The sequence below is a fragment of the Phenylobacterium kunshanense genome (assembly GCF_003254525.1).
Taxonomy (GTDB): Bacteria; Pseudomonadota; Alphaproteobacteria; order Caulobacterales; family Caulobacteraceae; genus Phenylobacterium; species Phenylobacterium kunshanense.
In genome coordinates, this window is record NZ_QFYS01000001.1 from 586,261 (window position 1) to 599,802 (window position 13,542).

21 protein-coding genes are annotated in these 13,542 nt (G+C 71.1%); 9 read left to right on the forward strand and 12 right to left on the reverse strand.

Annotated features, from left to right (window positions below; translation table 11 throughout):
- The first annotated feature begins 3 nt into the window (after positions 1-3).
- A complete protein-coding gene (locus DJ019_RS02995; RefSeq protein ID WP_111274482.1) occupies positions 4-879 on the forward strand; it encodes an EamA family transporter in 876 nt (291 codons plus the stop codon).
- Between the two features lie 6 nt (positions 880-885).
- On the opposite strand, the gene DJ019_RS20880 is transcribed toward DJ019_RS02995, so the two are convergent.
- On the reverse strand, positions 886-1,053 hold the full coding sequence (locus DJ019_RS20880) for a hypothetical protein (RefSeq protein ID WP_165843871.1): 168 nt from the start codon (positions 1,051-1,053) through the stop codon (positions 886-888).
- 38 nt (positions 1,054-1,091) lie between these two features.
- Positions 1,092-1,931 (reverse strand): N-acyl homoserine lactonase family protein, encoded by an 840-nt coding sequence (locus tag DJ019_RS03000; protein ID WP_111274483.1) that lies wholly within the window; start codon positions 1,929-1,931, stop codon positions 1,092-1,094.
- A 197-nt stretch (positions 1,932-2,128) separates the two neighbouring features.
- Between DJ019_RS03000 and DJ019_RS03005 the strand changes: the two genes are divergently transcribed.
- The 4 genes from DJ019_RS03005 (at position 2,129) to DJ019_RS03020 (ending at position 4,994) form a co-directional block, all read left to right on the forward strand.
- The gene (locus tag DJ019_RS03005; RefSeq protein ID WP_240606350.1) at positions 2,129-3,733 is read left to right on the forward strand and encodes a flavin monoamine oxidase family protein; all 1,605 of its coding nucleotides are present in this window, start codon (positions 2,129-2,131) and stop codon (positions 3,731-3,733) included.
- A 2-nt stretch (positions 3,734-3,735) separates the two neighbouring features.
- Positions 3,736-4,125 (forward strand): c-type cytochrome, encoded by a 390-nt coding sequence (locus tag DJ019_RS03010; RefSeq protein ID WP_111274485.1) that lies wholly within the window; start codon positions 3,736-3,738, stop codon positions 4,123-4,125.
- A 330-nt stretch (positions 4,126-4,455) separates the two neighbouring features.
- On the forward strand, positions 4,456-4,662 hold the full coding sequence (locus DJ019_RS03015) for a hypothetical protein (RefSeq protein ID WP_111274486.1): 207 nt from the start codon (positions 4,456-4,458) through the stop codon (positions 4,660-4,662).
- 143 nt (positions 4,663-4,805) lie between these two features.
- On the forward strand, positions 4,806-4,994 hold the full coding sequence (locus DJ019_RS03020; RefSeq protein ID WP_133255237.1) for a hypothetical protein: 189 nt from the start codon (positions 4,806-4,808) through the stop codon (positions 4,992-4,994).
- Positions 4,995-5,001: 7 nt separating this feature from the next.
- On the opposite strand, the gene DJ019_RS03025 is transcribed toward DJ019_RS03020, so the two are convergent.
- The gene (locus DJ019_RS03025) at positions 5,002-5,856 is read right to left on the reverse strand and encodes a metal-dependent hydrolase (RefSeq protein ID WP_111274488.1); all 855 of its coding nucleotides are present in this window, start codon (positions 5,854-5,856) and stop codon (positions 5,002-5,004) included.
- Between the two features lie 78 nt (positions 5,857-5,934).
- Here DJ019_RS03025 and DJ019_RS03030 point away from each other — a divergent pair, with 78 nt between their 5' ends.
- Positions 5,935-6,546: a TetR/AcrR family transcriptional regulator gene (locus DJ019_RS03030; protein ID WP_111274489.1), complete on the forward strand. Its 612-nt coding sequence runs from the start codon at positions 5,935-5,937 to the stop codon at positions 6,544-6,546.
- Positions 6,547-6,549: 3 nt separating this feature from the next.
- Here the strand turns inward: DJ019_RS03030 and DJ019_RS03035 are convergent, their stop codons facing one another.
- From DJ019_RS03035 to DJ019_RS03055, 5 genes are read right to left on the reverse strand one after another with little or no spacing between them, the layout of a single operon-like run.
- Entirely contained in the window at positions 6,550-6,723 is a 174-nt protein-coding gene (locus DJ019_RS03035) for an oxidoreductase-like domain-containing protein (RefSeq protein ID WP_205854070.1), read from the reverse strand.
- Between the two features lie 4 nt (positions 6,724-6,727).
- Positions 6,728-7,120, reverse strand: a complete 393-nt coding sequence (locus tag DJ019_RS03040; protein ID WP_111274491.1) for a VOC family protein — start codon at positions 7,118-7,120, stop codon at positions 6,728-6,730.
- Between the two features lie 12 nt (positions 7,121-7,132).
- A complete protein-coding gene (locus tag DJ019_RS03045) occupies positions 7,133-7,705 on the reverse strand; it encodes a TetR/AcrR family transcriptional regulator (RefSeq protein WP_111274492.1) in 573 nt (190 codons plus the stop codon).
- Positions 7,706-7,756: 51 nt separating this feature from the next.
- Positions 7,757-8,437 carry a hypothetical protein gene (locus tag DJ019_RS03050; RefSeq protein ID WP_111274493.1) on the reverse strand — a complete coding sequence of 227 codons (681 nt, stop codon included), beginning with the start codon at positions 8,435-8,437 and terminating at the stop codon, positions 7,757-7,759.
- The gene (locus DJ019_RS03055; RefSeq protein ID WP_111274494.1) at positions 8,434-8,841 is read right to left on the reverse strand and encodes a hypothetical protein; all 408 of its coding nucleotides are present in this window, start codon (positions 8,839-8,841) and stop codon (positions 8,434-8,436) included. Before DJ019_RS03055 ends, DJ019_RS03050 begins: the two co-directional genes overlap by 4 nt.
- 63 nt (positions 8,842-8,904) lie before the next feature.
- Between DJ019_RS03055 and DJ019_RS03060 the strand changes: the two genes are divergently transcribed.
- Positions 8,905-9,495: a TetR/AcrR family transcriptional regulator gene (locus tag DJ019_RS03060; RefSeq protein ID WP_111274495.1), complete on the forward strand. Its 591-nt coding sequence runs from the start codon at positions 8,905-8,907 to the stop codon at positions 9,493-9,495.
- A gap of 17 nt (positions 9,496-9,512) precedes the next feature.
- Positions 9,513-10,178: a PEPxxWA-CTERM sorting domain-containing protein gene (locus tag DJ019_RS03065; protein ID WP_111274496.1), complete on the forward strand. Its 666-nt coding sequence runs from the start codon at positions 9,513-9,515 to the stop codon at positions 10,176-10,178.
- On the opposite strand, the gene DJ019_RS03070 is transcribed toward DJ019_RS03065, so the two are convergent.
- Together DJ019_RS03070 and DJ019_RS03075 are read right to left on the reverse strand one after the other, a co-directional pair.
- A complete protein-coding gene (locus DJ019_RS03070) occupies positions 10,111-11,007 on the reverse strand; it encodes an oxygenase MpaB family protein (protein WP_205854071.1) in 897 nt (298 codons plus the stop codon). The two genes, DJ019_RS03065 and DJ019_RS03070, sit on opposite strands and share 68 nt — an antisense overlap.
- A 55-nt stretch (positions 11,008-11,062) precedes the next feature.
- Entirely contained in the window at positions 11,063-11,245 is a 183-nt protein-coding gene (locus tag DJ019_RS03075; protein ID WP_133255238.1) for a hypothetical protein, read from the reverse strand.
- 67 nt (positions 11,246-11,312) lie between these two features.
- On the opposite strand from DJ019_RS03075, the gene DJ019_RS03080 reads away from it, so the two are divergent.
- Positions 11,313-11,984, forward strand: a complete 672-nt coding sequence (locus DJ019_RS03080; protein ID WP_111274499.1) for a DUF2726 domain-containing protein — start codon at positions 11,313-11,315, stop codon at positions 11,982-11,984.
- A gap of 21 nt (positions 11,985-12,005) precedes the next feature.
- On the opposite strand, the gene DJ019_RS03085 is transcribed toward DJ019_RS03080, so the two are convergent.
- Together DJ019_RS03085 and DJ019_RS03090 are read right to left on the reverse strand one after the other, a co-directional pair.
- A complete protein-coding gene (locus tag DJ019_RS03085; protein WP_111274500.1) occupies positions 12,006-12,821 on the reverse strand; it encodes a PEPxxWA-CTERM sorting domain-containing protein in 816 nt (271 codons plus the stop codon).
- Between the two features lie 407 nt (positions 12,822-13,228).
- Positions 13,229-13,519, reverse strand: coding sequence for a DUF1330 domain-containing protein (locus DJ019_RS03090; RefSeq protein WP_111274501.1), 291 nt, complete (start codon positions 13,517-13,519; stop codon positions 13,229-13,231).
- Positions 13,520-13,542: the final 23 nt, after the last annotated feature.

Consider the following 13,542-nt stretch of genomic DNA (forward strand, 5'->3'; position numbering starts at 1 on the left):
CGCGTGCTCCTGCCCGTGGCCGCCGTCATCGGCGCGACCGCCGCCTTCCAGGTCGGCGCCGCCCTCGCCAAGGGACTGTTCCCGGCGCTCGGGCCCGAGGGGACCGCCGCGCTGCGGATCCTGCTGGGCGCGCTGATGCTCGCGGTGCTGATCCGCCCCTGGCGCCACTGGCCCGCCGACGCGCCGCTGCTGCCGATGCTGGGCTTAGGGGTGACGACCGCCGGGGCGATCCTCTTCTTCTACATGGCCCTCGGCCGGCTGCCCCAGGGCGTCGCCATCGCCCTGCAGTTCCTGGGTCCGCTGGCGGTCGCCATCGCCGGCTCGCATCGCCCGCGTGACTTCCTGTGGGCCGCCCTGGCCGCCGGCGGGGTGTGGGCGCTGCTCGGCCGCGACCTCACCTCGGGCCCCAGCCGCCTCGACCTCGTGGGCGTCGGCTTCGCCCTGGCCGCCGCCGCGAGCTGGGCCGCCTATATCGTCTGGGGCCAGACCGCCAGCCGGGCCTTCGGTCGCGCCACCCCGGCCCTGGCCACCGGCATCGCCGCCCTGGTGATCGTGCCGGTCGGCGTCGCGCATGCCGGTCTTCCCGCCCTGCTGGACCCGCGCCTCCTGCCCCTGGCCCTCGTGGTGGCGGTGATATCCACCGCCATCCCGTTCACGCTCGAGATGTACGCCCTGCCGCGCCTGCCCGCCCGGACCTTCGCCGTGCTGACCAGCCTCGAGCCGGCGTTCGGCGCCCTGTCAGGGCTCCTCCTGCTGCGCGAGGCGCTGCGGCTCGAACAGGTCCTGGGCGTCGCCGCCGTCATGCTCGCCGCCGCCGGCGCCGCCTGGGCCAGCCGCCCGGCGGCCCACGCCGCCCCGACCGACGCGCCCCCGACCTGACGGGCGTCAGCTCTTCTTCATCCAGGGCTTGGATTTCGACTGCGACCGGGCCGCGGCCGAGCGTTCGCTCTCACGGCCGGCGCCGGGCGCCACCTGGCGCGCCGCCTGCGCCGCCTTCTTGAGGCGCAGCGCACGCTGCATGGGGGTCTCGTTGGCCGTCGGATCGTCGTGCATGCCGCACCCTATCCCACCTCGCGCCCGAATGCGCCGTGCTACCTCAGCGCAGCCGGGAACTTCGGCAGGCTCTCGAAATCCTCGGGAACATGCTGGCGGATCACCCGCGCCTTCTCCTTGGCCGCCAGCGCCTCGATCCTGTCCATGCTGGCCAGGGTCTTCGTCCGGTCGACGTTGAACCGCGGCACCCGCCGCGCCGCCCGACTCTCGGCGATGTGCCACATGTCGCCGGTCAGCAGCACCGCCCCGGCCTCAGGCAGCCGCACCAGCAGCACGGTGTGGCCAGGCGTGTGCCCGGGGGTCGGGACCACCTGCACCGACCCGTCGCCGAACACGTCATGGAGCGCATCGCCCTCCACCGGGATGGTCCTGGCGGTCTCCAGCGCCGAATAGGCTGCAAAGCCCTTGGCGTCCTTCCGCGCCTCGGGCCTGAAGGCGTAGGCCTTCTCGTCGGGGTCCACGATCCAGGTCGCGCCGGCGAACAGCCCGGCGTTGCCGATGTGGTCGAAGTGGCTGTGCGAGATCGACAGATACTCGATGTCGGCCGGCGTCAGCCCCAGGTCCTTGAGCTGGTCTGTCAGCTTGCGCTTCATCGTCAGCGCCTCGCCGCCCTCGCTGGCGGGCTTGTCGGCCGTCGATTCGGGGATCCCCGTGTCCCAGACCAGATCGCCCTTCGGGTGACGGATCAGGTAGCAGGGCACGACCATCGACTTCGGCACGCCCTTGTACGCCCCGTCGTCGGCGAACATGTCGGCGTCCTTGAGGCTGATCCGCCCGCAGTCCATGGCGTAGAGCCGGACGTCCGCGGCCTCGGCGACCGATCCCCCGAGGCAGGCGGCCGCAAGCGCCAGCACCGGCGCCAGGATCTTCGTTCTCATCCGTCTCTTCCCCACAGGCCGTTATGGGCGCAGCCTGCGACGGCTTAGCGCACGGCTCAAGCGCCGCCGTGCCTCGCCGCTGGGCGCCGCCCGCCCAAAACCGCGTCCGCGCGACGAATCTCCGCGGCGGAAGCAGCTGCGGGCGCTCCCATCGCGGCCGGGCGCGGCTAGGCCAGTGCTCAGGTCACGAGGGGAGCTTGAGTACGATTATGGAGTCCGGACGCCAGACGCCTACCCGCCGCCAGCTGATGCGCGCCATCGGCCTGTTGGGCGGCACGGCGGCGATCTACCAGATGATGACCACCTTCGGTCATGCCGCCGAGACGCGCTTCCCCGGCCCGCCCAACCTCGCCGGCGCGCGCAAGGGCGCCTCGGTGGTCGTGCTGGGCGCCGGTCTCGCCGGCATGCTCGCCGCCTATGAGCTCGAGAAGGCCGGCTACAAGGTCCGCATCCTGGAGTTCCAGGACCGCCCCGGCGGCCGCAACTGGACCCTGCGCGGCGGCGACACCTACACCGAGCTCGGCGGCGCCACCCAGAAGGTGACGTTCGCAAAGGGCAACTACTTCAACCCCGGCCCGTGGCGCATCCCGCATCACCACAAGACCCTGCTCCATTACTGCAAGGCCTTCGGCGTGGCGCTGGAGCCGTTCATCCAGCTCAACCACAACACCTACATCCACAACACCGACGCCTTCGGCGGCGCCCCCCAGCGCTTCCGCTCCCTGAAGGCCGACTTCGAGGGCGGTGTCGCCGAACTGCTCTCCAAGGCCATGGACCAGAAGGGCCTCGACTCCCCGCTCACCAGCGAGGACCTCGACCGCCTGAAGGAGGCCCTGCGTGGCTGGGGCATGCTCGACAAGGACATGCGCTACGCCAAGAACCTGCGCTCGGCGAGTCACCGGGGCTTCGACCTGCCGCCCGGCGGCGGCGTGGGCGGCGCGCCCCAGCCCTCCGACCTGTTCCCGTTCGACGAGGTGCTGAAGTCCGGCGTCTGGGCCAACATGGCCTTCTTCATGAACGAGGAGTTCCAGACCACCATGTTCCAGCCGGTCGGCGGCATGGACATGATCGGCAAGGGCTTCGCCAAGCACGTCGGCCACCTGATCACCTACAACGCCAAGGTGACGAAGCTCATGCAGGGCAAGGGCGGCGTCACGGTCACCTACACCGACACCGCCAAGGGCGTGGTCTCGACCGCCGAGGCCGACTTCTGCGTCTGCACCATCCCCCTGACGGTGCTCAGCCAGATCGAGACCAACCTGTCGGAGAAGAAGACCGCGGCCATCTCCTCGGTCCCCTATTCCAACTCGGTGAAGATCGGCCTGGAGATGAAGCGCCGGTTCTGGGAACAGGACTACGACATCTACGGCGGCCACTCCTTCACAAACCAGGAGATCGGCCTGATCTCCTACCCCAACAACAAGTTCTTCGACGACGGTCCGGCGGTCCTGCTCGGCGCCTTCGCCGGCGGCCCCGGCGGCTACCGCCTCGGCGGCATGACGCCCGAGGAACGGATCCAGGTCGCGCTGGAGCAGGGCTCGGTCTTCCACCCCGACAGCTACCGGAAGGAGTTCCTCTCCGGCGCCTCGGTGGCCTGGAGCCGGGTGCCCTGGGTCATGGGCTGCTGCGCCCGCTGGAACGAGGACACCCGCAAGGAACACTACCAGGAGCTCGTCGCCCTCGAGGACCGCATCGTCCTCGCCGGCGAGCACGCCTCCTACCTCGGCTGCTGGATGGAGGGCTCCCTCCTCTCGGCCATCGACGCCATCACCCGCCTGCACAAGCGCGCCCTGGAGGCCTGAGCATGAACCGTCCCATCCTGCTCGCGACCACGCTCGCCGCCCTCGCCTTCCCCGCCCTGGCCGACGAACCGGGCCCCGGCGGCTCCAAGCCGCCCGTCCCGAAGACCGGCGAGGAGGTCTATGTGATGATGTGCCAGTCCTGCCACATGGCGGGCGGCAAGGGCGCGGTCGGCGCCGCGGCCTTCCCGGCCCTGGCCAACAACCCCCGCCTCGGTACGGCCGCCTACCCGATCTACATCATCGAGAAGGGCAAGGGCGGCATGCCCTGGTTCCGCGACACCCTCACCCCGACCCAGGTGGCCCAGGTGGTGACCTACATGCGCACCCACTTCGGCAACAACTTCCCCGACCCGGTCACTCCCGCCGAGGTCGAGGCGATGCGCAAGCCCTGAGACCGGCGGCCAACGGTCCCAAGATGACACCCGACCCGGTGTCATCCCGGTTTGGCCGCAAGCCCAAGACCGGGAACCAACCCAGGGCCGTGCGCCCGGGCTCGCCGCCGGACGCGTCGAGGTTCGGGCTGCACCCCGCCATCCGGCGCTCCCGGACGGTTGGGTCCCGGCCTTCGCCGATGGCGAAGCCGGGATGACACGGAGAGGTCGGCAGGATCAGCTGAGACCACGTCGACCCAAGTCCGCTTCCAGCCGCTGGGCAGTTTCGGGCGCCGATGCTGAGTAGAAAACACAGCGCCAAGCCGGCCTCGACCCTGAATAGATGAGCGCATGAGGATCGCCGGGGCCTTCTTGCTGATCGTGGGTATCGCGTTGGCGTTGTTCGAGCTTCCAATGGCGCTCTCCCCACGCGGCGACGTGGGGCATGGGTGGGCGGTCGTTGGCATGATGCTAGCCACGATCCTGGTCGCGCTTGGCGCGATGCTGATGGTTCTCTCGCTGTTGCGCCGTCCACGGCCCAAACGAGCGGGGCAATAGTCACCTTCCAACTCCAGAGCTGAGGAACATCCGCCCGCCCCCCAATCGGGGGATGCGGGCCGCGCCGGAAGCCGCTAGCCAGGAATCGCCCGTCCCTCCGGACGGGTGGATTTCCGCGGTGTTCCTCCCCAACTCAGGCGGGCATGAAGCGTATGGAAGCGTACCTCCGCCTCGCCGAGCTGTGCGAGCGCGAAGCCGGCAGTGCGCGCGATCCGCGCGAGCGGCGGCAGTTCAGCATTCTCAGCCGCGCGATCCGCAGTTGGGCTGAGGAAGAGCACATCCACGCCCCCTCGGCCCGCCCGTCGGCCCCGTCGGAAGCCGAAGCCCGCTGAGCCCCCTCTATGCCGCCTGCGGCGTCGCCGCGGCGTCGAACTCGGCCTTCCAGCCGGCCAGCTCGGCGCGGTTGTCCTGGTCCCAGGGGTGGAAGCCCGGGCGATACCAGGCGAAGTAGGTCTTCCAGCCGCGGCGGAACAGGCCCGGCTTGCCCCACACGTAGCGCTCAACGGCCTTCGTGGCGGCCTCGGGCGAATAGCCGTCGGCTTCCAGCAGCCGGGCGGCGTAGCGGGTGATGTTACGGGTGAACATGACCGTCACGATCGCCATGGCGATGCAGCGCCGGCGGTAGCGCAGGAACGGCGACCAGTCCTTCGTGGCCTCCATGAACACGTCATAGGCCACCGCCTTGTGCTCGGTCTCCTCCATGGCGTGCCAGCGCCACATGCGCTCCACATCGGCGGGCGTGCCGTCGAACAGCTCGGGATTGTCCATGAACATCTCGGCCATCATCGCCGTGAAATGCTCCAGGGTGATGGTCGACATCAGCATCGCCATCTTGCCGCGCTCGCGGGCCTTGGACACCCGCTGGCGGACCTGCGCCTCGATCTCGGCGACCGGATAGCGCTCGCGGTCGATGAGCTGGTTCAGCACATGGTGCTCGCGCGAATGGATCGCCTCCTGGGCGATGAAGCCCTTCACGTCGTCCAGCAGCTTGCCTTTCAGCTCGCCGCGGAAGTTGCGCACCGCGTCCATGAACAGCCGCTCGCCGTCGGGGAAGGTCAGCGACAGGGCGTTGAACACCGCCGTGCCGACCGGATCGCCCCCCAGCCAGGCGCCGCGCCCGCCGGTCTCGACGTCGAAGCGGATGTCCCGCGGCAGGACGTCGACAGTGTCGGGGGTGCGCTTCTTGGCGGTCATTGGCGGGCTCCGGCCGGGCAGGTTACGAAGGGCCATGCGCCCTTCCGTCCTGACCTCATATCGCTACTATCGACAAAAATGTCAATAGAAGCATCGCCCCCGCCGGCCCGCCGCGCCCGCCGATCGCCCGAAGCCGCCCGCGAGAACATCCTCGCCGCGGCCGAGGCCCTCCTGACCGAACGCGGCCCCCAGGCGCTGAAGCTCACCGACGTCGCCGCGGCGGCGGGGATCTCGCACGGCACGGTGCTGCACCACTTCGGCTCGATCGCCGACGTCCAGACCGCGCTGATGGAGCGGATGATCCGCCAGCTCGTGGCGCACATCCTGGCCGCCGACCCGCCCACCGAAGACCCGGCGGCCAAGGCCGACTTCGGCGCCCGCGCCCTGTTCGACGCCTTCGAGTCGCGTGGCGCGGCCCGCCTCGCCGCCTGGCTGGAGCTGACGGGCGAGACCCGCCGTCTCACCATGGTCCGCGAGGCCGTGCAGGAGATCGTCCGCGGGCGCCTGGCGCACCACGGCGCCGACCCCGCCGCGGCCGAGGACCTGATCCTGGTGAGCGTCCTCCTGGCCATGGGCGTCGGCCTGTTCGGCCCCACCTTGGCGGACCTGCTGGGCAAGCCCGCCGACGCCCCGCGCCGCCTGGCCCTCGACCTCCTCCGCCGCCAGATCGCCAGCCTGCCGCCGGCCTGACGCTCAGCCGGCCCGGGCCGCCAGCAGGGCCTCGGGATCGCCACCCAGCGCCCGCACCTTCTCGCGCCAGCGGTCCATGGCGTCCTCGTAGTAGTCGAAGATGCACGGGCAGCACCCGCGCTGGCAGCACATGTAGTCCTCGGGACGGTCCGGCGGCGGCGGCAGGCTCTGGGTCACGCCCTCACCTACCGCCCCACGCGCCGGGCTGGAACAGCTCCACCACATTGCCCGACGGATCCTGTGTCAGGATCTGTTGGCCGCCCGGCCCTTTGACGATGTCGTTGAGGAACGGGACGCCGAGCCCTCGCAGCCGCGCCACCTCCTTCGCCAGGTCCTCGACCACCAGCTGGACCCGGTTCCAGCCGCCAGGCTCCGGCTGGCGTCCGTCGGGCATCGGCCGCCCGGCCGAGCTCGCCGCCCCGCTGAGCAGCAGCAGCAGCGCCCCGCGCTCCACCGCCGCGAACGCCGGCGAGGCGTTCGGCAGCCGGCTGAAGCCCAACTTGTCCACGTACCAGTCCGCCGCCGCGGCGACGTCCCCCACCATATACCTCACGTTCACCGGGCTCGCGCTCATGGATCGTCCTCCCTATGGCGCCAGGCAGCGCCGCAGCAGGGACTGCAGCGCGGCCAGAATCTTGTCGCGATCGGCGCCGCCCGCCACGGCGTCGGCGGCCTCGTGGATGGCGGCGAACATCAGCCGGGCGGTGGACTCTGGGTCGACGGGTCCGAACGCCTCGGCCTCCTGCCCGGCCCGGATCACGGCCGAGAGCCGCAGGATGGCGTTGTCGGCCAGCGGCCGGCGCTCGGCGAAGTCGCCGTGGAACACCGCCTCCCCGACGCCGCGCCTCGCCAGCGTGTAGTCGATGAAGGCGGCCGCCTGCGTCTCCACCAGCCGCGGCCAGTCCACCGGCCCCTCCAGCTCGGTCGGCAGCGGATGCCTGGCGTCGAACGTGGACACTAGCCGCTGGCGCACAGCCGCCAGCAGGTCGTCCCAGCTCGGGAAGTAGAGGAAGAACGTCCCCTTCGCGACGCCCGCCTCGCGACACACGTCCTCCACCCGCACCCGCGCCCCGTGGGCGTTCAGCAGCCGCTCCGCCGCGTCCAGGAGCTCGCGCTTCCGCTCTTCGGGCGCCAGCCGCCGGCGTGCGGGCTTGCCCATGGGCGCCCTCCTAATGACCTCGGGTCATTAGTTACTGACCGCCGGTCAGTGTCAAGCAGCGCCCTTCGCCCTTCGTGGCAGCCGGTTGCGGACCAACCAGTAGGCCATGAAAGCCAGGGTCGCGATCGACGGGATGAACAGCACCGGCGAGCCGGCCATGAACCAGAACACGTCGTCCTGCTGTCCCAGGAACAGCGACGTCGCGGCCAGGAAGTAGGCCACGCACATCCGCCACAGGTGGCGGGCGATGCGGCCGCGATAGGCCAGCGCCGGCCCCAGGAACACCCTCAGGTCCGTCAGCGCGCCCAGCGCCGCGAGGGCGCCGAAGGCCAGGAACACGGGCGCGGGAAAGCCGTCCAGCTCCCCGCCCGGAGCCGCCGTCGCGGCCGCCGCGCCCTGCACATAGGCCGCGAAGCACAACACGGCGACGCCCAGCCCGGCCCAGTCGGCGACCTGCGCCCCGCCCTGGCGCCGTCGCGCCGTCCGCCACGAGGTGAAGACGAGATAGCCCGTCAGCACACCCGACAGCAGCGACAGCCGATCGGGCTCGGCCGCGGCCAGCATCGCCGCAGACCCCGCCATCAGCATCATCGATCCGAAGAACCAGGTCCCGGCCCGGGCGTGCAGCGGCCCGCCCTTGCGCCCGATCATGGCCACGAGGCCGGCGACTAGGCCGACCGCCCCGCCCGCGATGTGCAGCACGAGGAGTCCGGTGAGCGCATGTCCGATCACGCCGCGCCCCTCCCATCCCTGCGCGTGGCCCAGGCGATCAGGGCCAGGCCCGCCATCGCGGCCGCCATCACCGCCACCGCCGCGTTGACGCCCGCGAACGCCAGCTCGGTCCCGTCGCTGTGCTTCATGCCGCCGCCGTACGCGGGAGCCAGGGCCAGGGCGGCCAGGAACCCGCCGACCACGATCGCCGCGATCCCGGTCGCCAGGCGCACCTCACCCCGCGCCCAGGCGAGCCACAGGCACAGGGCCGCGAGGCCGCAGTGGGTCGCGAGCTGCCACACCTCGTGCAGCCGGGCGTGCGCCGGCCAGTCGGGGTTGAACACATGGGTGGGGCCGATCTCGAGCAGGGGCGTGATCAGCCCGAACGGAAGGAGGCAGGCCGTCAGGGCCAGTCTGTAGCGCACGTCGAAACTCCATATTGACACCGTCAATTGGCATTGCGATATAGACGGTGTCAATATGGCGAGATGAAGAGAGGACAGCACCACGGCGCCCTTCGGGAAGCGCTCATCGACGCATCGCTCCAGCTCCTGGACACGGAGGGTGTGGAGGCGGTCACCATCCGGGCCGTCGCGCGCCGGGCGGGGGTCTCCCACGCCGCGCCGATCAACCACTTCCCCGACCTGCGGGCGCTGCTGACAGCGGTGGCCACGCGCTGCTTCGAGCACCTGCTCGGCGCCGCCCGCGCGGCCCGGGACGCCCGGAGCGACGCCTACGGCCGGCTGGAGGCCTTCGTCGACGCCTACATCGACTACGCGCTCGCCCATCCGGGCCGCTACCGGATGATGTGGCGCATGGACATTCTGGACCCCGAGGATCCGGCCCTGGATGGTCTGGTCGAGGGGCTCTACGGAGACGTTGAGGAGATGGTCGCCGCCCTGCCCCAGCCGACGCGCCGGATCGATCCGACCACGGTCGTCATCGCGCTGAGCTCCCTGGTGCACGGGTACGCCTCGATGCGGATCGACCGGAACTTCATCCCCGCCTCCGACGCCATCACCGGCCAGCCCCGGCAGCACGTCATGCTGAAGGTGGCCCTCGGCCTTCCGATCGACTGACGGACAGAGGACCTCTGATGAACACCAAGGCCATGATCGCCGCGCTGTGCGCCTTCGCGCTGCCGGCCGCCGCCCACGCCGCCACCGCCTTCGATTTCGAGGGCGAGGCCGGCTACTACGACGGCTCGCGGATCATCGCCGACGGCGACCTCGTCCTCACCATCACCCCCGAGGGCGCGGACTATCTCTACTTCGGCGACCTCGGCGTCGCCCTGCTGGGCGCCTCGGCCGTGACCGCCAGCGCCTACAACCCGCTCCAGTCCGACGGCTTCGCGCCGATCCGCTTCGCCTTTGACCGCGCCATCGCCTCGATCACCTTCAACTTCGGCGACGCCGGCGGCGACGACGACGGCGCGGTGACCGTCGCCGCCTACGGCGCGGGCGGCGACTTCCTGGGCTCGGCCAGCAGCCTCTACGGCCCCGGCGCCGCCCAGGGCGGGTCGCTGATCCTCGCCTTCGCCGGCGCGCGCTACTTCATCGCCTCCACCGACGCGGCCCAGAACCCCCACAGCCTCGGCTGGGACATCGGCGCCGTTCAGGCCGCCGGCGCCGCGGTGCCCGAGCCGTCCGCCTGGGCGCTGATGATCCTCGGCTTCGGGGCGGTGGGCGCGGCCGTCAGGCGCCGGCCGCTTCCCGCGCCAGCTCCGCGGCCCGCCGCCGGGCCCGCGCCTCGGCGCTGTTGACCAGCGCCCAGCGCATCCCCCGGCCCAGCGCCTGCACGCCCGCCCGGGCCACCGCCCGCCGCGCTCCCGACAGCCGGAACCCGTGCAGTTCCGCCGCCCACGGAGGCAGCAGGTCCCGGGCTGCGTCGAACGCCGCCGCCATCGCCGGGGCGGCCGCCGCGCTGGGCGCCGGGGCCGAGGCCAGGGCCGCCGCCACCGCCCGCGTCCTGAGGTCGTGGCGCAGCTGCGGCCGCACCGCCTCCAGATAGGCCGCCACCTCGCCCCGGCTCTCAGGCACATCCGTCGCCCCCAGCCGCCGGGCCACCTCCGCCGTCTCGCGGTAGTAGCGGTCCTGCGCCTCCGCCGGGAACGCCGGGTCGACGTAGCGAAGGTAGGCCGCCAGGAACGAGCTCACCTCCGCCACATGCACCCAGGTCAGGAGGTCGGGATCGTCCGCCGAATACGCCCCCCCGTCGGGCAGCGTCCCCGACACCTGCGCATGGATCCCCCGCACCCGGTCGATCAGCCCCTGGGCCTCGGCCCGGTCGCCATAGGTGGTGCCGGCGATGAACCGCGCCGTCCGCCTCAGCCGGCCCAGCATGTCCTTGCGGAAGTCCGAATGGTCCCACACCCCCGCCAGCGCGCCGGGATGCAGCATCTGCAGGTACAGCGCCGCGATCCCGCCCACCATCATGCTGGTCAGGTCGCCGTGCACCTTCCAGCAGGCGCTGTCCGGCCCGAACAGGCCGGTGTCCTGCCGGTTGCGCTCCACGGTGTCGTCCCCGGTCCCGCCCACCAGCAGGCGCACCTGACGCACGACGGCGTCACGGATCGGCGCGGGCGGAGACATCGAACGGCTCATGCCCGGCCAAGATAGGCCTCCCCGCCGCCAGCGGAAGCCCGCCTCAGTCCACCAGCTCCCCCGAGGCGTCCCGCACCACCTTCACCCCCGGCACATCCTCGGGCTGCACCCGCCCCGAGGTCAGGTCGTCGTACAGCGCGCGCCGCGCCTCGTGGGTCAGACGCTTGGCCGGCTCGGTGAACTCCACCACCCGCCCGTCGGGCACGCAGGCCCAGCCATGACCCACCAAGCCGCACACGTCCCAGTCGCTTACCGTTCAGGACTCCCTCATAAAGCGACCGTAACGTGGCGCGATGTCTCCCGAGATCGTCGCCCTCATCGATAAACCCCACCTGCTGATCATCGTAATCTGCGTCGGCGCCGCGTTCGGCATGGCCGTGGAGCGTTTCGTCAGCCGTATGCGCCGCCGGGCCTGGCGCCGGACCGCGCCGCCGCAATCGCAGCGCGCCGCTCCCCACCCCAGCATTGCCGCCAGGATCGCCGAACTGTCCGATGCGCAGACTGGCCGCCCCCGCCCGGACGCCGCCGATCAGCTCCGCATCGTCATGGGCGCCACCTTCACGATCCAGCCGGTGCTGAACCGGGGCGAGGCCCGCCTGTTCCGCGAACTGGACCGCGCCGTCACAGCCCGCAATCCCGACTGGCAGGTTCTGGCGCAGGTGTCCCTCGGCGAGATCCTCCGCAGCCGGGACGCGGCGGCCTACGGCTGTATCAACGCCAAGCGGATCGACCTCCTGCTGATGGACGAGGCCTGCCGCCCCCGTCACGCCATCGAATACCAGGGCGCCGGCCACCACCAGACCGCCGCCGCCGCTCGCGACGCGGTCAAGAAGGAGGCGCTCCGCCGCGCCGGCGTCGGCTTCCACGAAGTCGTCGCCGGCCAAACCACCCCCGCCGACCTCCGCCGCCTCGTCGAAAAGCTGGTGGACGCGCCGGAGGCGGCGACCCGCCCGCCCACACCGTGAGCGGGCGACCGCTGCGTCGGATCAGGCCGCGAACGCCCTGCGGCGGCGCAACATGGCGCCGGCGCTGGCGAACCCGCCGATCATCAGCGCCCAGGTCGAGGGTTCCGGCACCACGCCCCCTTCGCCGATGAAGGCGAGGCCCGCGATGTTCGCGCTCGCGCCATAGCCGCCGACGACCGTGCCGGCGCCGGTGGTCTTGTTCAGGGTGAGCAGGGAATAGGTGCTCGACGTCGCGCCGAACATCACATTGTCCTCAGGCCGCGTCGCGATGTCGAAGATGAGCCCAAAGCCCGGCGAGCCGATGGACGCCGCGGCCCCGGTCGCGATGCTGATGGAAAGCAGATCGCCGCCATCCTGGACCCCAAACAGCGCGCCGTCCTGGCCGAAGCCCAGGGCGTAGACATTGGTGAAGCCCAAGGCGCCGATCAGCGTCGCCGCGCCGGTGCCGGTGTCGATCCGATACAGCGTATCGGCGCCGCCAAAGCCCGAGGTCGTATTGCCGTACAGCGCACGGGAGACGGGGTCCCAGGCGATCGACGTGATCACGCCTTGCGTGCCGGTGATGGCCAGCCCGCCCGAGGCCGCGCCGGTCGCCGTGTCGAGCGTGTGGAGGGTGTTGGAAGACAGATCGACGCCGACGAGGCTGTTGTCGATGCTGGTGAGATCCCCGAGGTTCCTCCCAGTGGCGCCGATCAGGGTGAGCGCGCCGGTCGACTGGTCGACGCTGTAGAGGTTGCTTTGCGGTCCACCCGTATAGCTCGCCCCATAGAGCGTTGACGCCTCTGCGGCGCCGGATGCCGCCAACGCCAGGGCGGCGGTGATGAGAACGCGTTTCATGGTCGTTCCTCCAGATTTCTGAGCGCCTCACCGTCGCCATCCAGCAAGGTCGACGAACACTGGATTCCCACCTCCTCGCGCACGAGCCCTTTCCCCTGAGAGGAGAGCGCCGCCGCTCAGCTCAACGCCGGACTGCAGGGCCCGGCAGTTGATGCCAGGGCGCGTTCAAGGCGCTCGACGCCTGCCTCTGCCTCCACCAGCCGCTCTCCCCCCGCGTGTCATCCCGGTTTCGCCGCAAGGCGAAGACCGGGACCCAACCCGCCGAGTGCTCCGGATGTCAGGGCGCGCCTCGACCCTCGACACTCCATGCGGCGCACCCAGGCGCACGGCTCCGGGTTGGGTCCCGGTCTTGGGCGTCCGCCCAAACCGGGATGACACCGGATGGGAGCTGATCTCCTACCTCCCCCTCAATCCTCCCCGTCCACCATCACCAGCCGGCTGGTGGTCGAGCGATGCCGCCGCGCGAACAGGTCCTGCGCCTCCGGGTCGGCCAGGAACGCCTGGGCGTGACCGCGGGACGGGAACTCCAGGATCACCAGCCGCTGAGGCGCCCAGTCCCCCTCCATCACCACGGGATCGGCGCCCTTCGACGCATAGCGGCCGCCATGCCTGGCGATGAAGGCGGGGATCGCCTCCACGTAGGGAAGGAAGTCCCAGAGGTCGTTCACCGTTAGGTCGAGGACGAGGTAGGCGGGCATGGTGGTGTCCTGTTTGGGCGGTC